This is a genomic window from Parabacteroides sp. AF39-10AC, from assembly GCF_003635405.1.
GTDB lineage: Bacteria > Bacteroidota > Bacteroidia > Bacteroidales > Tannerellaceae > Parabacteroides > Parabacteroides distasonis.
The window spans coordinates 105,557-126,093 of record NZ_QTLP01000008.1 but is presented as its reverse complement, the minus strand read 5'-3'; the positions used below and the strand labels follow the sequence as shown (position 1 = coordinate 126,093).

17 protein-coding genes and 1 pseudogene are annotated in these 20,537 nt (G+C 38.9%); 12 read left to right on the top strand and 6 right to left on the bottom strand.

Going from position 1 to position 20,537, the window contains the following annotated elements:
* The first annotated feature begins 29 nt into the window (after positions 1–29).
* The 9 genes and pseudogenes from DW033_RS09535 (at position 30) to DW033_RS09490 (ending at position 6,709) form a co-directional block, all read left to right on the top strand.
* Positions 30–863, top strand: a complete 834-nt coding sequence (locus DW033_RS09535; protein WP_122382694.1) for a helix-turn-helix domain-containing protein — start codon at positions 30–32, stop codon at positions 861–863.
* An 83-nt stretch (positions 864–946) separates the two neighbouring features.
* On the top strand, positions 947–1,420 hold the full coding sequence (locus DW033_RS09530; protein ID WP_122382693.1) for a DinB family protein: 474 nt from the start codon (positions 947–949) through the stop codon (positions 1,418–1,420).
* 237 nt (positions 1,421–1,657) lie between these two features.
* Complete coding sequence (locus tag DW033_RS09525; RefSeq protein ID WP_122382692.1) at positions 1,658–2,950, top strand: MATE family efflux transporter; 1,293 nt, start codon at positions 1,658–1,660, stop codon at positions 2,948–2,950.
* A gap of 14 nt (positions 2,951–2,964) precedes the next feature.
* Positions 2,965–3,600, top strand: coding sequence for a CatB-related O-acetyltransferase (locus tag DW033_RS09520; RefSeq protein ID WP_046146164.1), 636 nt, complete (start codon positions 2,965–2,967; stop codon positions 3,598–3,600).
* A 272-nt stretch (positions 3,601–3,872) separates the two neighbouring features.
* Positions 3,873–4,106 carry a hypothetical protein gene (locus DW033_RS09515; RefSeq protein ID WP_122382707.1) on the top strand — a complete coding sequence of 78 codons (234 nt, stop codon included), beginning with the start codon at positions 3,873–3,875 and terminating at the stop codon, positions 4,104–4,106.
* On the top strand, positions 4,081–4,503 hold the full coding sequence (locus DW033_RS09510; RefSeq protein ID WP_005800271.1) for a hypothetical protein: 423 nt from the start codon (positions 4,081–4,083) through the stop codon (positions 4,501–4,503). The genes DW033_RS09515 and DW033_RS09510 overlap by 26 nt, the downstream gene beginning before the upstream one ends.
* 162 nt (positions 4,504–4,665) lie before the next feature.
* On the top strand, positions 4,666–4,998 hold the full coding sequence (locus DW033_RS09505; RefSeq protein ID WP_122382691.1) for a helix-turn-helix domain-containing protein: 333 nt from the start codon (positions 4,666–4,668) through the stop codon (positions 4,996–4,998).
* A gap of 284 nt (positions 4,999–5,282) precedes the next feature.
* Positions 5,283–5,867: a BfmA/BtgA family mobilization protein gene (locus DW033_RS09495; protein WP_122382690.1), complete on the top strand. Its 585-nt coding sequence runs from the start codon at positions 5,283–5,285 to the stop codon at positions 5,865–5,867.
* 4 nt (positions 5,868–5,871) lie between these two features.
* A pseudogene (locus DW033_RS09490) lies at positions 5,872–6,709 on the top strand (DUF5712 family protein).
* 96 nt (positions 6,710–6,805) lie between these two features.
* Here DW033_RS09490 and DW033_RS09485 read toward each other — a convergent pair.
* The 4 genes from DW033_RS09485 to DW033_RS09465 form a co-directional block, all read right to left on the bottom strand.
* Complete coding sequence (locus DW033_RS09485) at positions 6,806–7,966, bottom strand: Fe-S oxidoreductase (protein ID WP_122382689.1); 1,161 nt, start codon at positions 7,964–7,966, stop codon at positions 6,806–6,808.
* The gene (locus tag DW033_RS09480; RefSeq protein ID WP_147423676.1) at positions 7,966–8,367 is read right to left on the bottom strand and encodes a hypothetical protein; all 402 of its coding nucleotides are present in this window, start codon (positions 8,365–8,367) and stop codon (positions 7,966–7,968) included. The genes DW033_RS09485 and DW033_RS09480 overlap by 1 nt, the downstream gene beginning before the upstream one ends.
* 113 nt (positions 8,368–8,480) lie before the next feature.
* Positions 8,481–9,518 carry a ParB N-terminal domain-containing protein gene (locus tag DW033_RS09475; RefSeq protein ID WP_122382687.1) on the bottom strand — a complete coding sequence of 346 codons (1,038 nt, stop codon included), beginning with the start codon at positions 9,516–9,518 and terminating at the stop codon, positions 8,481–8,483.
* Between the two features lie 630 nt (positions 9,519–10,148).
* Positions 10,149–10,982 (bottom strand): class I SAM-dependent methyltransferase, encoded by an 834-nt coding sequence (locus DW033_RS09465; protein WP_036615536.1) that lies wholly within the window; start codon positions 10,980–10,982, stop codon positions 10,149–10,151.
* A 101-nt stretch (positions 10,983–11,083) separates the two neighbouring features.
* On the opposite strand from DW033_RS09465, the gene DW033_RS09460 reads away from it, so the two are divergent.
* On the top strand, positions 11,084–12,088 hold the full coding sequence (locus DW033_RS09460) for an AraC family transcriptional regulator (RefSeq protein WP_005867345.1): 1,005 nt from the start codon (positions 11,084–11,086) through the stop codon (positions 12,086–12,088).
* Positions 12,089–12,104: 16 nt separating this feature from the next.
* Here the strand turns inward: DW033_RS09460 and DW033_RS09455 are convergent, their stop codons facing one another.
* Positions 12,105–14,393: an outer membrane beta-barrel protein gene (locus tag DW033_RS09455; RefSeq protein ID WP_121961590.1), complete on the bottom strand. Its 2,289-nt coding sequence runs from the start codon at positions 14,391–14,393 to the stop codon at positions 12,105–12,107.
* A 181-nt stretch (positions 14,394–14,574) separates the two neighbouring features.
* Here DW033_RS09455 and DW033_RS09450 point away from each other — a divergent pair, with 181 nt between their 5' ends.
* Positions 14,575–15,813, top strand: a complete 1,239-nt coding sequence (locus tag DW033_RS09450; protein ID WP_081024123.1) for an MFS transporter — start codon at positions 14,575–14,577, stop codon at positions 15,811–15,813.
* A gap of 63 nt (positions 15,814–15,876) precedes the next feature.
* Here DW033_RS09450 and DW033_RS09445 read toward each other — a convergent pair whose 3' ends face one another.
* A complete protein-coding gene (locus tag DW033_RS09445; RefSeq protein ID WP_005867349.1) occupies positions 15,877–16,773 on the bottom strand; it encodes a PfkB family carbohydrate kinase in 897 nt (298 codons plus the stop codon).
* A gap of 672 nt (positions 16,774–17,445) precedes the next feature.
* On the opposite strand from DW033_RS09445, the gene DW033_RS09440 reads away from it, so the two are divergent.
* Positions 17,446–20,343 (top strand): DUF6383 domain-containing protein, encoded by a 2,898-nt coding sequence (locus DW033_RS09440; RefSeq protein ID WP_229040455.1) that lies wholly within the window; start codon positions 17,446–17,448, stop codon positions 20,341–20,343.
* The last annotated feature ends 194 nt before the right edge of the window (positions 20,344–20,537 follow it).

Here is a 20,537-nt window from a genome sequence, read left to right as displayed (position 1 = left end):
CATGCGCACAGCAGATGAACAAAATAACGATGAAAGAAAGCAAAATTCTATATCCGTCACCTGTACTTTCCCAATACATTAAATACTATTGGGTGCTAAAGACCGATGTAGTAGAGCCAGTAATGGTACAGACTATTCCATCGGGGTGCGTGCATCTTGTTTTTCATCGGGGTGAGAATCTGAATATCCAATCAAAAGGTTTACAGCCAAAGAATTTCATCCGGGGACAGTTCTCAACGCATGGGAGTTTGATTTCAGAAGGCAACATTGATATGATTGCCGTAATATTTCATCCTCTGGGGCTAAATCCATTTGTGCGGTGTTCTATAAGTGAGCTTTACAACCATTATATAGATGTAGAAGATTTGGAAGATATTGAACTGAATCACCTGAAACGAAATATTTCTGCCGAACCAGACGTTGAAACCTGCATCCGGTTGATTGAACGCTTTTTCATGCAACGGTTGGTCGATGCAAATTGTAACTACCAAAGAACGCATCACGCTATCTGCCAAATAATCAATCAACCGCAAATTGACGTGAATACCCTTGCTGAAAGTGCTTGTTTGGGATATAGGCAATTCAAGCGAGTATTTACCAACTATATAGGAATGAGCCCTAAAGAATATTATCGGGTAGTTCGCTTTCAGCGAACACTGTATCTGTTGCAGAATCATCCGGGAATGGAATTTGTAGACTTGGCTTATTCGTGTGGCTTTTACGATCCTTCGCACTTGGTGAAAGACTTTAAAGAGTTTACAGGCTGTTCGCCTACTCAATATCTATCTTCCCGTTCTCCATATTCTACATTCTTTTCCGAAGATTGTAGGCTGAATGTTATTAAATCGCATAGTCGTGCGTAGTCATTTGTGATAAAGTCAGTTTTTTACAAGTGGATGATAGGCAAAGAACTTACTTTTGCAGAAGTATTTAAAATTAGAAAGTTATGCAAGAAAATAGTTTTACTCACATAACCACTGGCATTGCACAGGTTATTGAAACAGAAGAGAAATTGTTAAGTGGTTTGCCCGTAGAGGCTATCACACAAAGGCGAAATACGCAGAATCGCACCATCAAGCAGATTCTTGGTCACTTGATTGATTCGGCATCCAATAATCACCAACGCATGGTTCGGTTACAATATAGCAAAGACCTGCTTTTCTTCCCTGATTATACACAGGATAATGACTTGTGGATAGCTTTGCAAGATTATCAGAATGCAGACTGGGCTAACTTAATCCAGTTATGGAAGTGTTACAATCTGCACATCATCCAAGTAATTAACTCGGTAGATAAGAACAGGCTGGATAGTTACTGGCGCGACTTTACAGGAGCAAAGGTTACACTACAAGAAATGATAGAGGGATATTTGGGACATTTGCACCTGCATATAAAAGAAATCCATGAATTGATAGATTGAATTTATTAATTTTTCATACATTTGCGCTATATCAACTCACAAATAGTATTCACTTCTTATGAAACTCTGTATATAGCTACGCTCCTGCGAATAGCCCCATTCAAGAAAGCTATTCAGCTATTTGACAAATAACGATTTATTTGCCACAGAGATTTTATATCCTTTTATTTATGAATTTACGAGCTGGCAGACTATATTATGCAGTCTGCTCGTGTCGTGCTATTATGCAGTTGAGCAATGAATTATACATATAAACAAATCTGGCTCATCAACTTTCCGGTAATGATGAGCATCTTAATGGAGCAGTTAATCAATATAACGGATGCTGTCTTTTTAGGTCACGTAGGCGAGGTGGAGTTAGGAGCATCCGCTATTGCCGGAATTTATTATCTGGCAGTCTATATGCTGGGCTTCGGGTTCAGCATCGGATTGCAAGTAATGATTGCCCGGAGAAACGGGGAACAGAATTATAAGGCAACAGGAAAGACTTTCTTTCAGGGGCTATTCTTTTTATCGGGATTAGCCGTCTTGCTTTGCCTATTGATTCATGCCGTTTCTCCTTATCTATTGAAACGGTTAATTTCTTCACCGGAAATTTATCAGGCGGTAGTCCACTATTTGGATTGGCGCAGTTTCGGGCTGTTATTCTCATTTCCTTCTCTGGCTATCCGGTCTTTCTTCGTTGGAATAACACACACAAAAGCCTTATCGTGGTCGGCTGTTACTGCGGTAGCGATTAATATCCCGCTGAACTACTTCTTAATATTTACGCTGGAGTTAGGTATTTCAGGAGCAGCCATCGCTTCATCTTTAGCGGAAATGGGTTCTTTGATTGTGCTTTGTCTCTACATAGGAGCGAAGATTGACAAAGAAAAATACGGATTGGAGCCCGTGTATGATGGACGGTTACTTATCAAAGTCCTGAATCTGTCTGTGTGGAGTATGCTTCATGCCTTTATCAGCGTAGCCCCTTGGTTTCTATTTTTCGTGGCAATCGAGCATTTAGGGAAAACAGAGTTAGCTATTTCCAATATCACCCGAAGCGTATCGGCTATTTTTTTCGTAATCGCCAATTCCTTTGCCGTCACTACAGGTTCATTAGTGAGCAATGCTATTGGAGCCGGAACGAGAAACGAGCTTTTCCCGATTTGTCACAAGATCCTGAAATTAGGCTATGCTGTTGGCTTCCCATTGGTAGTAGTTGCATTACTCTGTAACCGTTGGATTGTCAGTTTCTACACCGATAATGAACTATTGATAGAATTAGCATTTGCTCCTTTCGTGGTGATGCTATTGAATTACACGTTTGCACTACCCGGCTATGTATATCTCAATGCGGTCGGGGGAACGGGAAAAACCAAAATCACCTTTCTGTTCCAAGTGACAACCACCTGTGTCTATTTAATGTATCTCTACTGGTTGAGCTTCTGTATAGAAGCATCTTTAGCCCTCTACTTGACGGCAGAATATCTGTTTGTGATTCTGCTGGCACTGCAATCTATTATTTATCTGAAAAGTAAACACTATTAAAAACGAATCAAGTTATGATGACAAAAATATATCCACGCACCGGAGATAACCAAACAGTCTATCTGAATGCCGTGATTAAAGATCCTCAAATTGAGGTAGGCGATTATACCATTTACAATGATTTTGTAGCTAATCCCTTGCTGTTTGAGAAGAACAATGTGCTTTATCATTATCCCATCCATCGGGAGAAGTTAATCATTGGCAAGTTCTGTTCTATTGCCTGTGGCACGAAGTTTCTGTTTAATTGTGCGAATCATACATTGAAATCTCTGTCTACCTATACCTTCCCTTTATTCTATGAAGAATGGGAATTGGAGAAGTCGAATATTACTACTGCATGGGACAATAAAGGCGATATTGTAATCGGCAATGATGTATGGATCGGCTACGAAGCTGTGATTATGGCAGGTGTTCATATCGGTGACGGAGCAATTATTGCCGCACGTGCAGTAGTGACCAAAGATGTTCCACCTTATACCATTGTGGGCGGTACTCCTGCCAAAGAAATACGAAAACGCTTTGACGCAGAGGTTATTCAACAATTACTCATGCTGAAATGGTGGGATTGGTCTACTGATGAAATACGTCAGTGTTTGCCATATATTGCAGAGGGAAAATTGAATGAATTACTAGCCATAATGAAAGAATAAAATATGAACTATATAAAGAAATCATTAACAAGGATTGATGCAGGTCGCAGTTCTTCTGCATAGCTACATTTCGCTATTTTAGAACTCATGCCAGTGAATTATATTTGTAAGAAGCAGGAATTTGAGGTTCAACATTTCTAAAATTGCGACCAATAAGGCTGAATACCCCTTGAATCATTCTGATTAGCAGAGGAACTACAAACAAAACAAGAAATCATTCAGCATACAAAGCAAATGCTTTGATATATATAATTTATTCACAATTAAATTTTATGCCTATGAATGATTTATTGAGAACGAGGTTTTTCATCTTACTGGCTGATACCTCACAAGAAGTTATTAACACAGAAATGCAAGATGCTTATGAAGATTTTGTGAAGCAAATAGTAACAATTAGCAATTCGGAAGATTATACTCATATCTTCCGGATGCTTAATCTCACCCGTATTGAGATAGTCCCTTTAAAGGGGTTGTATCAGGATGGGCAGGGGGAAAAATGCGCCTAAAAATCTATACATTCACAAAGCATTATCCTTAATTGATGCAGAATTAGAGTTACTCAATCTGAAGATTACCCATCCCGAACAGTTTAATTCACCTGTGTCTACAGAGTTCAAATCAGACCTATATGTACTCCCAAAGTCTAAAGAATTGGGGATTATAGGTATTGCTGAAATTGTACTAGCTCTGTTTCTACTGGGAAAAATCGTTGGGGAAAATGGAAAGCCAGTCCCAAAAATTCAGTTGGCTCGTGGCTTTGAGCAGCTTTTCAATCTGAAATTTGGTAGTATCTACGATAAGATCGGTGAAGTGTTTACTCGTAAACCATACAATCTTACTAAAACATTGGATGCTTTGCGAAATGCTATTGCCAGAGAAGACCGTAAACGCAAAAACAAATAAAGATTAGAAAAGATGATTCTGCAAATTGTTTATTTATAGTAGTTTATAAACCATTTTTCGGGGAGTAGGTAACTACTCCTCTTTTTCTGCGACCTTGTTTTGCAGAACTTTGCTTCATCAATCGATTGAAAACAATAATGTTGAACTTAAAATTGAAGCAAAATGTATATAGACAATGAAAACTTCGAGAAGTGGATGGAGAAGCTATCCAAGAAACTCACCGAAATCGGACAAGACTTGAAATCCCTTATCAACACCGATACTGTATTCGATGAAAACGAAAAGCTATTAGATAATCAAGACTTAGCCTTTCTGTTGAAAGCATCTTTCAGAACCCTACAACGCTATCGGGCAAAAGGTGTACTTCCCTACTTTACCATCGGACGAAAAACGTATTATAAAGCCAGCGACATCCGGGCTTTCGTCCGTGAATATGCCGATTCTCAAACCTACAAGCAGTTTGAAAAAGCCAATCAGTTAGCGAATCAGCCCTGATAGCAAAAAGTAGCAGAGGAAAGAAGCATATGTTTGAGCTATTCCTCTGTGCCACCACCCCGATTTAGCACAAACTGCTTCACCTATCGGTTCAGCCCGTTTCGCTAAATCGAGCAAGAGGGAACTGGACAAGTCCTGTTCTTCCCTCTTGCCCTGCGGGGCAAAGCCTTCGGCTTTAGCGTGTTACAAGAACACGCTGTAATGACACCTGTAATAAGCATTTTCTTTGCAACGCTTATTATCAGGTATTTATCTATCCATATTTCTATAAAAAAGTAATTACCATGCCAAACAGCAGTCGGAAAACAATATTTACTACCATTTCCATAGATAAGGAAACGGCAACTTTGGTAGAAAAGATATGCAAACGCTATTCACTGAAAAAGAGTGAAGTTGTAAAGTTGGCGTTCGGGTATATAGACAAGGCACATATCAATCCATCCGAAGCACCTGAATCTGTAAAATCAGAACTTGCGATAATAAATAAGAGACAGGACGATATTATCCGCTTCATTCGTCATTACGAGGAAGAACAACTGAATCCTATGATACGGGCAACAAATTCTATCGCTTTGCGTTTCGATGCTATCGGCAAAACTTTGGAAACTCTTATTCTCTCTCAACTGGAAGCCAGTCAGGAGAAACACACAGCCGTACTCAAAAAGTTAAGTGAACAGTTCTGTAATCATGCCGATATGATAAACAACCAGTCCAAGCAGATTAATGCACTCTATCAGATACACCAACGGGATTATAAAAAGTTACTTCACCTGATACAACTCTATTCGGAACTTTCTGCTTGCGGTGTGATGGATAGCAAGAAGAAAGAGAACCTGAAAGCCAAAATCAGCAATCTGATAAATACATAAGATTATGCACATAGACTTTGCCCCGCCATCAAACGGAACGTATAATAATGCTGGTAGTAGCCGAAAGCTAACTAATTATTTAGAACATGAAGATTTGGAACGCATGGAAAAGGGTATCTATACCGAAGGCTTTTTCAATCTGATGGAGGATAACATCTACAAATCAAAAGTAATAAAAGATATAGATACTAATATCGGGCAACTCCTGAAAACAGATGCTAAGTTTTATGCTATCCATGTCAGCCCATCGGAAAAGGAACTTAGAGTAATGGGCAATACAGAACAGGAACAAGCCGAAGCAATGAAAAAGATATATTCGTGAAGTTTTTATTCCTGAATATGCCAAGAACTTCAATAAAGAACTATCCGCTTCGGATATAAAGTTTTACGGCAAGATTCATTTTGACCGTAACCGTTCCAATAATGAACTGAATATACATTGCCATTTGATTGTGAGCAGGAAAGATCAAGCCAATAAAAAGAAGCTATCACCACTCACCAATCATAAGAATACTAATAAAGGAATAATCAAAGGTGGCTTTGATCGTGTAAAATTGTTCCAACAAGCAGAGCAAGGATTTGATAAGTTATTCAATTATCAGCGACAACAAACTGATTCATTCGATTTTCACAATATGATGAAGAACAGCTCTATATATGAACAATTTAAACTACAGGAGCAAGGAATTCAATCAGGCGAAAGAAAAAGAGAAATCAAGCAGGATAGCAATCAAACATCTAAATTATTCATTTCTTTTGCTTCATCAGAAGCATTTTTTCCAACTAATTCAGAAGAAAAAGTGGTAAAGCCTAAGAAGCGGAAGAAAGGACGTCGATTATAATCACTTCTTTATTTGAATTATAATGAAAAAATCTCTGGATTTATCATTCAATCCATTCTCCACTAAACCAATAAATCCCTTAACGATCTACAAAATTTATTTATGTCTGTTAGCTTGATAGTTTAAAGCCAAGTCTTTATTATAATCATTGCCTATATTCTTTTTCTTTGAATATATAACTTCGTTTTTACGTTCATACTGATCCCAAGGAATATTATATCTAATACAAATATTATGTCGCCTTACGTTTTTTCTAAAACTACGAATTAGATAGTCCGTCCAGTTCGAGTGAATATAATAATCATTATTATCTTGACTTTTCTTTTGTGGACTATAATTATCATAAGTTTGATTCAATGGTCTATATCGGCAATCGGCTATTTGTACTCCCCATTCATAACACTTCTGCCGTTTCTTTTCCATTACTTCATATGAATAATCCCAATTATAAATCATGAATATAAATATGTCTTTCGATTTATAACCAGCTTCATTCAATATACGGATCCAATTCTCAACTTCGGAATACTGTTCATATTTGAAATCCCATGCTAAACGAATATTTTCAAAGCGTGCTCCTTTTAATAATTTTGCATATTCAGGATGTTTCTCTAATATACGACCATCAAAACCACTTTGACATTCACATTTAAGAACTCTATTATTTAAAGTTGTATTACTCAGCATATTAAGAATATCTTTAATATGTGGATTTACAAGCATATTATTGTCATAAAAAATAATATGATTTTTGATTATTTCATTCTTGATTTCTATTGCCGTCTTAAAATTAAGTTTTTCAATACGCCAAATACCACAAAAATCACACTTTCTACAGCATCCTCTCATTCCATGAATTATCTGATAATCAACATTTACTAAATCATAAGCTGGTTGACACTTCTCTGCATTTCCAAATTGCCCACTGTAAACGACATCACATCCTGTATATTCTTTACAGTGATCAGGCATTAATGTTGCATAAATCCCCCCTACCTGAATAGTCGCATTAGGATAGAGTTGCTTGTAAAATGATACAGATTCTCTCACATATTTAGCCCAGTATGTGAATAAAGATGTTATGTAAATAAAATCAGGAGTAAATTCGGCAGAAAAGTTACCCCTAATTAGCTCAATTCTATCTCCTTTTATTCTATGATAAGATGCCAATTTCAATAAACCAATCGGTAGAAAATTTGAATGATTTTTACTTTTAGCAGGAATTGGAAAGTCTGGTTCAACAAATAAACAATTCATTATTTCAATTTAGGATTACTAAAAATAAAACTTACCAAATTTTCAAAGATCGCTAAAACCTCATTCATACACAATTTGAGAGTTGTCGGATGCGCACATTCATTTCTTATATCATAATATCCTTTAAGTTGCTTAAATTGAGATGGAGTAATAATACCCTCATAACATAAATAGCACAACAATTGCATATCTTTCGCCACTTCCTTAATATCCTCTATAGTAGTAGCACTTTTTTGAAAATTAGCCGCATAAAATTTATAGAATGACTTTTTTTGTAGTTGCATAGTTTCCGAAGCAGTGTTAAACCGAGCAATGTCTTTTTCTATATATTTCAAAATTCGGCTTATAGATGAAGCCCATATCATCAATACAGATGCTTTTAAAGCTCTTTCTGTACTCAAACATACAATAGCTTCTTTTATGTATTCAAGTTCTTCTTCTGTATATTGTTTACTAAGATTTTCTAAGCTCTCTTTTATAGCATTAAAACCGGATTTTTTAGCTTTTGCAATAATTATAGGAGTCCTTTCTGCATTTGTAGCAGGAGTGTTAGTTCCACTATTTTTTTAGTATTATTTTTATTCAAACTGTCTCCCCCTTGCTCAGTAGTATTCTGCTCCCTATTTTTCTCATTGGGTGAAACAGACAATTTATCATCATTTCTGCTAGCATTTATTTTACCATCAACATTTACCGAAGATTTATTCTCTTCTTTATTAATATTTTCCTCTTCCTTTTGTTTTATATTTTGAAAGGCTGTAAATAAATCAGATGCACTCTGTTCCGGCGATTGCAAAAATGTCCCAATTAATGTGCATATCTCATCACGATATAAACTAGGCTTAAATATCTCTTTAAAACTAGAATTCATCATGTACCTCGTATTGATAAGAAGTTTAAGTTCAGCCTTATGAATCATTATTCTTCGAATCTCATTTTCACCAAAAGTGTCTATCAATTCAGGATATACTCTATTTACAGGAGCTATAAAGTCGTCCTCTATACGGATCAAGTAACTATGTTCTATTTCTCCTTTTGAGGATTTATCCTGTACATCTTCGTCATATTTTAGAATCTTCAAAATATCATTAATAGCTGTAGGCTTATGAGATGTAACTTCTATCAATTTTTTCTTTAAATCTGTATCTGAGATATTAGGATCATCTACTTTTATAGAATTAATAATACTCTGAATAGATTTAGCCTCTGAAGGTTTACTCCACGCCTTGCGATTTTGATGAATTTGATAAGCAATTATTTTCCCTTCAACATCACTTTGAACAATTCTCACAGGTATTTTTTCAAGGCTTAAATCCATGGATGCTCTTAGTCTTCGTTCACCATCAATCAATATAAATTCTTTTCCAGTATTAGGAACTTGATTTTTTTTGACTATTAATGGAACAAGAACTCCAATTTGAGAAATGGAGTCTTTCAATTTATGAAAATCTTCATCATTTATGATTTGTTCAGCAGTTTCACCTCTTGGATTAAATTCATCAAATTGTATAGAGTTTGGTGCTATATTAAATAAAGTATCACTTAAGGACATAATATTAGACTTTAAACGTTTATGATTAATTTAGATAACTCATATACAAATGTATGACTTTTTTTCAAACCAGAAAAACTATATAGAAATAAGATGTGTGAAAATGCAAAATATTATATTGTCCGTATATACCCATCACCTAATTTTGTTTTTCCAACAAAGTACTTCACTGATTATTCCGAAAGAAATTATTATATACTTTAAGTACTAGAAAAAAATGTTATCTTTGCCCACAGTATTCTCCATGAGCAAACTACCGCAAAAGCACGTAGCAAATTAGTGGGATAAATCATGGGATATGCTTGAAGCTCAAAAGATAAAGTTTTAAATATCAGCGTGGTAACTCTATTAGGAGAATCCCAGGCGGATCACATAAGAACAAAGCTAAAAGAGATAAGTCCTGCAATATTAACGTATTGTGGGACTTTTTTATGTTTTAGTCTTGCTTGAAAGCCCAAAAAGGCGCACGAAAAGATACGGTTGAGTATCCAAATCGTACCCCCTTCCCCGAAAAACAAAAAGGGGGTACAATTGTCGGAAAGTCCTTCTGATAAACTACGTGGAGGTCTTCTATTTAATACCAAAACTCATGATCGAATACAGAACTAGCTTTTTTATTTGGTAGATAACCTATTTACTTATTTCTCCAACTTTATAACCTACGATTCCAAAAGATTTGTGTAGCGCCGGGATTAACCACATGATCAGGCCGGGTAGTCCCCAGCGTTTTTTCTCTTCGCTGATGAAATAGAATCGTTCGATCAGTTTGAGCTTGGGGAACCATTGCTCGATTGTGTGCGGATCGTTTAGTCCGAAATGGAAACGGGCTTTTGTCCGTTTTACCGATTCATGCTTGTCGGAGTTGCGGGCGGCCCATTTATTGACGAAATCAAAATATATCTCGCATCCGGGAAAGCGTTGGGCGAGGTTTTGGATAACAGATTTTACCTGTTCCTCATTGAAATACATCATTACACCTTCCGCGAGGAAAAGGAAGCGGCCGTGAGGATGTTTTTGTCTCAACATATCCATCCAGTCCGTCTCGAGCATAGAGCCTTTGATCGTGAGATCTTTAGCGGAGGCAGGGAATAGCTTTTCACGCAAATTGATTACTTCAGGTAAGTCTAGTTCGTAGAAGGTCGCTTGGTTATGGTTGGAGACACGTTGGAAACGGCTGTCTAATCCGCAACCGATTGATACCACTACCGGATCTTCAGTTACCTTACGGTCGATGAATCGCTGGACCAAACGATCGAAATGACGTAGGCGGATAGCGGTTCCGGTAGTACTCATCGTGATTTTACCAAACTTGGCGAAATCATAATCTATTTTCTCAACAAGCTCACATGCCATCGGGTCTTTTAATATCGCATCTTTCCGGTGACTTTCGTGAGCGCGTGATAGTAAGGGAATAAACAAGGTCTCCGCGATGTTATCCTTTATCTCTGGTTTTATTTTATTCATAATATACCTATTTATAGGGATTGATTATCCGGTACAAAGATGGGATCTTTGCTTTTGGTTTATTTACGCAAGAAGGAAGTGTATTTTAATCAAACGGAAAAATGGTACACATAGAACTCTCATCTCGTGGAAGAGATACGATCGCTTTAGAAATGCCGGATATAAGTTATTTTTCTACCAATCGTTCAGGAGGGCTAGAAGAGAACTGTTGGGAGGCGGAGAACAAATTATTGACCTATCGTATCAGTGATTTCAGATGCAGGGATTTTAATGTGACAAGATACCAGATCTATTGCAAGGAGGATTGTTGCATGCGTTCCCTAAATGTCGGTAACTCGTTTATGGGACTTTCTGTTGTTCGTCAGGGGATCGTCGAATGCTTTTTGTCGGAGACACGGGATAAGCGGATTTGGCGGAAAGGGTATACGAATATGATCGTAAGTTCTGGTATCAAGGAAGAGCGGAATCTGTTCCGTAAAGGAGATACTTTTGGTATGACAAGTATTCTGGTGTCGCCGGATTTCTTCCAACATTTGTCGGAACGTTATACGGAGTACTTCGGGAGTGCTTATTTGCGATTCGGCAGGGGGGAGACTTTCTTTATCGCTCCCAAGAATCTCTCGATTCCAATCGCTTTATCTGTGGCGTTGAATGATCTTGAGGTCTCTCAGATGATGGGAAATGCCTCGCCAATGTATCTCGAAGCAAAAGTAACCGAGTGCTTGTCTTTATTTATGCGGGAGACGGAAGGTAAAGAACCGGTTAACGCAAAGATAGTAGGCTTTTCCGATCGGGATAAAATTTATCAGGCCCGGGATATTATATGTTCCGAATATTTGAACCCGCCTTCATTACATGATTTGGCTTTACGTGTCGGAACTAATGAATGTACTTTGAAAGCGGGGTTTAAAGAAGCGTTCCGGACGACCGTGTTTAACTATCTCTTTGATTATCGTATGAATATAGCGATTCACTATCTTTTGGATACCAATAAATCAATAGGGGAAGTTGCCGGCTTGGTCGGCTATGAACATCAAGCGCATTTTTGTACGGCCTTTAAGCGGAAGTTTAATGTCACCCCATCTGAATATAGGTTGAAAGCGTAGTATAGACCATTGGCTTTTATTTCCCGAATCGGGAACTATCCACCTCTTTATGCTCTTTTGCTTTAAAATCTCCGAATTTATAGATAAAGGATAAGGAGACTCGTCTGGAATCCGGGATCATACGCATATGTAAGTCTTGTGTTTTGTATTGGAGATTAAGATCTTTTGGGACCCATGAATTAAACATGTCATCCACTTTTAAAGAGATCTCCGCTTTGCCGTTGGGGGAGATCCATTTCAAGCCGGCGTCTACATTATACATACTGCTGATCGTCATTGGGCCTTGAATGTTGCGGGTAATATAAGAACCGGATACTTCCGCTTTGATAGTAGGCTTCGATGAGATGTTGAACGTATTATTTAATTCGGCATAGAATGCCAGATTATCTTTATTGAAGCTTATATCATGGTAATTATCACATTTCATCTTGTCATAATAACCATTTAACGTTAATCTGGAATCAAGCACGGAGCCGGCTTTGAATGGTATCATTACATTTAGGCCTAGCTTACTGGAATAGTCGAAATTCAGTGTCTTATAGATAAGAACTAGTCTCTCGGAGGATTGATAGGGGAGCTGGTTGAAATTATTGTCTATATAATTTGCGTATAGCGTGAAAATGTATTTGTTTTTTAGGATGTAGTTCAATTGGGCAGAGTAGAGTCTGGACGGCCTTAAATCCGGGTTACCTTGTATCTCGGTATATCCATTCAGATAAGACACCGTATTCTGCATCTCCCAATAGCTGGGATAGGTCTTGTCTGAAGAAACGGATAATTGCAGGATGTGGCTGGGGTGGGCTCGGTACGTGATTTCCATCATAGGGAATAAGCTCCAATAATCAATCTCCTTATGTTTGTAATACTCTCCGGTCAAAGAGGCGTTTACGGATAGGTTATCAGAGAAGCTTTTGGAAAAGCCGGTATATAAATCATATACATATTCATCCAGTTTACTGTAACTATTAGAGATGGACCAATCGTGTTCGCGCAGTGAATGATATACCTGAGAACTTTTGTCTGAGGCGAAGCTGAATTTTGTCCCATAGTTGAGCATCCAGCCTTTTCCTAATTTATGGTTCTGGTCCGCGTAGACGGAGAGCCTACGGATGTCTTGTTGTGATTTAGCGTTGAAGGCATCTTCTTTCCCTGCTTTCTTCTCTTGGTAATATTGTGTCGTATGATTGATGTAAGCGGTAAAATCAATCCCTACATTAAGGCCGAACCCGGAGGCATAGTCGAGCGCCAGATTATGCATCTGGATCGGTTTGTCGGATTTCTTTCTGTTTTCGGAATCCGAATAGGTTCCTACAGAAGAGGTGAAAGGATGAGTCCATTGCTGGATCTCTGAGGTATAGGCGAAGCTTAGTTTGTTCTTATCGTTCAAGAACCAATCATTGCCTAGGCGTATGGTATGGACTGGGAGCCGGGTATGTCCTCTGTCGAATTGCTCGATCTCGTAGGTCTTACCATCGAATAAATGGTGTGATAAGATATCCTCACCTGTCCGTTCCCTGTGGTAGCCGAAGGAGTACATGAGATCGGTAGAATATTTAGGCGTGTTGTAAACGAGAGTAGCGCCACTTTGGTAATTAGCGTAATGCCCTTGGTTGTATAGAGCATTGACTTGTCCTTGCAGTTTGGGAGTCTCGGAAATACCGTTATTAAGGACCAGATTAATCACGGCCCCGCGTACATGATATTGGGGTGGAGCGCTATACATGATCTCTGCTTCTTGAATACGTTCTTTGGGCATATTCTTAAGCAGATTCTCCAATTGGCTCTCACCCATATTGGTGGTCTTGCCATTGATGATAACCGTGACTCCATTTGTTCCGGCAAGTTGTATTTTCCCGCTTTGTTCCCGCACTCCCGGTAGTTCTAGGATCGCCTCGTAAGCGCTAACGGCCATCTTGTCTTTTAACAAATGCGGCATGCTGTAGGTTATTTTACCATCGACAACCTTGGCTAAGGGACGCTCTCCGGTAACAGATACTTCCGAAAGCGTCTGGCTTTTCTCGTTCAGTTGTATATTGCCTATCGTAAGTGAGTCATAAGTGCTTTGATACGTTTCATACAGCAGATGCTGGACGGTTAAGAGGAAAGGGGATATCTCCGCTTTGACACTAAAAGAGCCCAAAGAGTCCGTATAGGTGGAGTTTACATATACTGAATCGTTCGTTTGTATAATCACGACCGCTAGTTCGATAGGATGGTTATTTAAGTCCGTAACCCTTCCCGTAATAACTTGTGCCTGTGTGAATGTGGTAAATAATAATCCTAAAAAGATAATCCAGCTTCTCATATCATCCTCGATTTAGTCAACATTCCTGTGCATATTTCGCAAATATACTTTTCATTAGGGAATCTACCTAATAAATTCTACTTTTAGGACTTAGGGGATTAGGATATATTTGATAGCTTTGCGGAGGAATGGGGTTCGTGCCTCTTTCTCGAATAGATGATAACAATAAAAGTAAATGATAATGAATGAAAAAATGAATACTCCATTGGGTAGCGCTTTTCCCAAGGAACGGGTTCGTTATGCGATGCTTTCTTTCTTTTTAGCGCAAGGTCTTTGTTTCTCTAGTTGGGCTAGCCGTATTCCGGACGTGAAGGATTTCTTTGAGGTGAATTACGCTTTCTATTGGGGGTTGGTCTTGTTCCTGATCCCGGTAGGTAAGTTTGTGGCGATACCGTTAGCGGGTTATTTGGTGTCGAAGTTGGGAAGCCGTATTATGGCGCAGGCCAGTGTGTTGGGATATGCCTTGGCCTTATTTGCGATCGGTACGGCACATAATATTTATCTGCTGGGTGTCTATTTATTCTGTTTTGGGGTGTTCTGGAATCTTTGCGATATATCCTTGAATACGCAAGGGATTGGTATCGAGCGGCTCTATGGACGTACGATTATGGCCTCATTTCATGGAGGTTGGAGTCTGGCGGCCTGTTTAGGAGCTTTGATCGGGTTTATCATGATCGTATCCGGCGTCACTCCGTTCTGGCATTTTACGTTGATTGCATTATTGATTGGAGTGACTGTTTTGGTAAGCCGGAAGTATTTGCAGGAAGACGTGGCGGTTGAGTCACCGGAGGAAGAGAAGGAAGCGGAGAAGAAAGAAGCTCCGGCATTGTTGAGCTTTATCCGTAAGCCGGAAATACTGTTGATCCAGTTAGGTATCGTCGGACTGTTTGCCTTGGTGGTGGAAAGTGCGATGTTTGATTGGAGTGGACTTTACTTCGAATCGGTACTACAAGTTCCTAAATCCTTGCAGATCGGTTTCTTAGTGTTCATGGTGATGATGACGGTAGGCCGTTTTCTTACGAACTCCGCCTATAGTGTTTTAGGAAAGCAGAAGGTGTTGCAATTAGCGGGTTTCTTTATTTTTGCAGGTTTCTTTATCTCAGCCATGTTGGGTGGAATGTTCGAATCGATGACGGTTAAGGTGATCGTGAATTCCTTAGGCTTTATGTTGGTAGGCTTGGGCATCTCGTGTATGGTGCCTACTATTTATAGCTTAGTGGGCGCTAAATCGAGAACTCCGGTGGGAATTGCCTTGACGATCCTTTCCAGTATCAGCTTTATCGGCTCGTTGATCGCACCTTTGTTGATCGGAGCGATCTCGCAGGCTTTCAATATGAAATACGCTTATATCGTGGTCGGCTTGTTAGGGCTTTGTATCTTGCTAATGACTACATTCTGCAAAGCATTCAAGAATAATTAAAGATAGAGAATTGAGAATTGAAAATTAGGAGAGAGCGAATAATTTTCAATTCTCAATTTTCAACTACTCAGGCATTCGTTGTTCCGCTGTCTCTAAGCATCGCAACACATCTTCCTTAGTGCCGTTGAATGGGCCTATTCCTTCGATTTTCAATGTTGTCATAGCTGCCGCGAAACGTCCGGCTTCTTCTATGCTTGCGCCTTTGGCACGTTTATAGAGATATCCTGTCATATAAGTATCACCCGCTCCGGTAGCGTTTACTACTTCTTTCGGTATGTAAGCGGGGATTTTATGGAAAGTGGAACCGTCGTAAATGATAGATCCCATGCTTCCGAAAGTCAGCAATACCTCTTTCACGCCCCAATCGTAGATAACTTTTCCTGCGTTCACGGCATCGGTATATCCGGTTAACACCTCCATCTCATGTTCGTTAGCCTTGAGGAAGTGCACGTATTTAAGTACTTCTTTTTTCTCTGGCCAATCCACGGCAAATACATCCTTGTCTCTTACTTCCCGTAGATACCCTTGCGAGTCAATCGATACTAAGCCTTTCCCCGCTAAATACTTTACCACTTCCAAAGAGAAATCATCGGCAAGCAAACTACCAAGGTGGAAGATCTTGGAGTCGATGTTCTCCAGATACTCTACGGTGAAAGGATCTGCTTTCGCCAATACACGTTGCGTACGGTTATCTTGGTTCTCTCCATAAATATTCTCGAAATAAACGGTGTGCTTACTTGGCATCACGGCAACGTCGATACCTTCGGCTCGTAGTTCCTCCACCGTTTTCATCTCAGATTCAGCCAAGGCTGTCACTAGAGTATAGTCAATATCATCGAAATGTTTTATCGCATGCGAGAAATAAAAGGAGGTTCCTCCCGGCATATGGACGGTATTCTTAGGTGTCACTACCTTATCCAAGGTGATGTGTCCTACGCAGCAAAGTTCGTGTGTATTCATTTTTTACTCAGTTTATTATAAAGCGACAAATTTATGAAAAAAGAGTTCAAGTACATAGGATAGTCGTTATTTTGACCAATAAAAGCGTAAACGAGGCGCTTCCATGCAAGAGCGAAAGTATTTACATATAGTAGAAACGAAAGTGTTTACCTCTAGAAGTAAAGTCATTTACATATGGAAGTAAACAGCGTTACATCTAGTTGTAAATGTAATATGCTGATAATCCGTATATAATACTGTTGGCGGATAATGCTCGGTGTATCTGCTGGAAATATTCAAATTCACCTTATCCGATAAGCATGCTTATTTGGATTTAGAAAGAAGAATTGATAATCAGTCAACGACATAGATAATATATAATGTACGCTCGTACATTATAATATATGCAATACGCATAGAGGTTATACTACTATATAGGTGATGTATATTTTATGTGCGATGGAATAGAATGTGAGAAACGACTAGTCTAAACGATCGATTTTTCTAGTCATTTGCAAAGGTACGCGTTTCTTCGACACTTACAACCCTTCCGCATTATTTTTTTATCGCTTATCCTCTTTCTTATCAATAGGATAGGTTATCCTTTACGAAACAACGGATTCTTTCAACAAATCTCCTGTTTTGGCACTAAAAAAACGCAAGATTTAGACGATCGTTTAGACTAGTCGTTTTATGCCCAATTTGAAGGGGCAAAATATTGAAGAGCTTTTAATTAACACTAGTATTAATATTAATTTTAGAATTATGAACAAAAAGTTTTCTACTCTTGTAGCTGGACTTGCAATGATTTCGGCTGTTGCTTCAGCCCAAATCACCAAAACAGACGGTTACACCATGTTGAAGTCCAGTTCTTCTGATTATTTAGCTGTTTATGGAGCTAAATCGGACTCTGTAGTGGTAAAAACATTTAGCAATTTGGCAACTGCTCCTAAAGCTTCTATTGACTCTGCTATGTGGAAGGTTACTGAAGCTGGAGTTGATGCTACAGGAAACAAGCTTTACAGCTTCACTAACAAAAAGACTGGTGCTGTATTGTCTTTCGCTGCAAAAAAAGATGCTAAACCTAATTTAGCGGCAGGTGTTGACAAGTGGTCTGTAACTACTGACGGCAAGATTTCTGCTTATTATTCTGCGAACGGATCTTTAGGATTGGTTGTGTCTGGAGGTAAGTTATCCTTGGGCATTGCTAGTGCCGCTACAGCATTCACTTCGGAAGTAAATTCGGCTTTGAAGGCTCGTACTTTGGCTGCCTCTGACTTAGGCGATGGTTTCACTGTATTCTCTTTGAACTTTGGAGAGGCTTATCAAGAGAACATCTTTGAGGGCAAAGAATTAGTAGCTACTCAGTTGACTGGTGCTGATGCTGATTATGTACAGTTGCAGGAAGTTGGCGCTGATAAGATCGGTGAAAAGGATGCTTACTTCGGTTTGGATACAACTAAGTACACGATCGCTGGGCAAAAGGATGTATTTGGCTATAAATTCGCAAAAGACTCAACTTGGTTGGATAATGGTTATCATACAGTATTGAATGGTGATTTTCAAAAGTTCAAATTTATTCAAGACTTATCAAACGATAAAGTCGCTGTTTATGTAAAGAATGCACCTGTTTATAATACAACTACTAAGAAATTTGAAGCTGCGCTTACAGGTACTGCTGCTGATGTTCAAGTAGTATATGCTCAGGTAACCAATTCAAAGGTATTGACAGTCTCTAAACTTTCTGGTACTCCTTCTACAATCGAGCAAGGTGTCGCTCCTTCCGTAAAATTAGGTAAGGGCACTCCGGCTACATTGCCTACTGGTGATGGTGTTTACTTCATCAAGGTTAAATCTGGTGATGAGTTTAAGTATGTTTATGCTACGGCTAGTGGATTGGAATTGAAGAAGGATGCTCCTAATGCATATAACCCTGCTGGTCAGTTCTATGTAGTTGCTAAGGGTGGTAAATACCAATTCGTTGAACGTAACTTCAACCAAGGTCTTACAACTGCTGCCGCTCAGATCTATAAGGTAACAGGTAAAGACGCTTACAGAGTGGATGCTGTAAATAGCGCTGCTTCTGCAAGTTTAGCGGCTGGTACTGAATTCTATTTCGAATATCAGAAAGATATCAAAGCCGGTGGCAAGGAATACAACTATATGGCTACGAAGTATTTGGACAAGGTAGCTGTTGATAACTTCGCTTATACATTGAACTTGATCTCCGGTACGGAGGGTGTTGATGATTTGTATACAATCGTTGACGGCGTATTGAAGGTTAAGAAAACTACAGCCGAAGACGCTGCTAAATTCAAGGTTGAAGTAATTAAAGATAAAACGGGTAAGGTCTGGACTAGCAATGCTGATGAACACAAAGCTGGTGTAGGTGCTATCGCTTTAGGTGATACTTTAGCTACGGCTACTTATAAACTTTACAAGCAATATACAAAAGAGTATGTTGTAGCTAAGGATAATGAATTTAAGTTGGCAAAAGAAGATAATACAGCTACTCCTGCAGTTGCTGGTTCTGAGTTCACATTCAAAACAGCTAAGGGCAATGGTTATTTATTGTCTACAGGTGATAAGATTGTGGTATTGGATGTTAATACTGGTAAGTTGATCTCTGCTGCAGCTTCAGCTGTAAATAACAACTATTTTGACTTGGTAGTAGAGCCATCTCCGGACTACGCTACATTGAATGCTCCTTCTCACATGTTGGTTAAATCTGCCGAGGCTGATGGTAAAGCTCTTTCCATGAATCCTAAGTCTTTGTTTGCGGAGGTTAAGTTGGCAGGTCAAGAAGAATATATCGACAGCTTGTTTGGTTTGTGGATTGATACTGCTTGTGTAAAAGATGTAACTAGACCTACTTATTACATCACAACAGGTAATGGGTTAGACTCTGCTGCTATCGCTGATGGTTACAGATATTTCTTGGTAAATCCTCAAGATTCTGTTTATTCTGCGGTTAAGGGTGATGATGATAAATATACATCTAAGACAAATGAAGGTAGCGCTTATTGGAATGCTACAGAAGGTTTGGTGAAAGCAGCTTTTGTTAAAGCTATCGTTTATGGTGAGGATTCTTTAGCTATTGTTCGTGAAAAAGCAACTGCTGTTGATACCTTGAAGACTATGTCTGTAAATCCGGCTGCAATGGCATTTGTTACAACTGCAAATAATACATTGAAGATCGAGAATAAGACAACAAAGGAGATTGCAAACGAAGATGATGCAACTAAGACTGATCGTGAAGATGTAACTTCTTATTTGAAAGTTATCAACAACGTATTAGTTTGGACGGATAATCGTGACGAGGCTCATGAGTTCGTTGCTGAGGCTACGACATTACACCCGACATCCAACGATAACGTTGAAGAAGGAGCTTCTGCTATCTCTGTTATCGCTAACGATGGTACTGTAACAATCCAAGGTGCCGCTGGCAAGTCTGTTGTTATCTCTAACATCTTAGGTAAGGTGGTTGCTGAGACAGTTCTTTCATCTGATAACGCTACAATCGCTGTACCGGCAGGTATCGTAGCTGTAGCTGTAGAGGGTGAGGCTGCTGTTAAGGTGGTTGTTAAATAATTATTTTATTCGAAATGATACAGTAGAGGCGGGCACGTCCCGTCTCTATCTAAATATATTTAATTAAATAATTTCCACGCAACAAAGTATCCCGTGATGGGGGAACGTGTGGTTAATACTAAAGTAAAAAAGTTCTTCCGATAGTATTTCCGTGAGGAAGGAAACCGGATAAAAAATTGCTCCCGGCGATATTC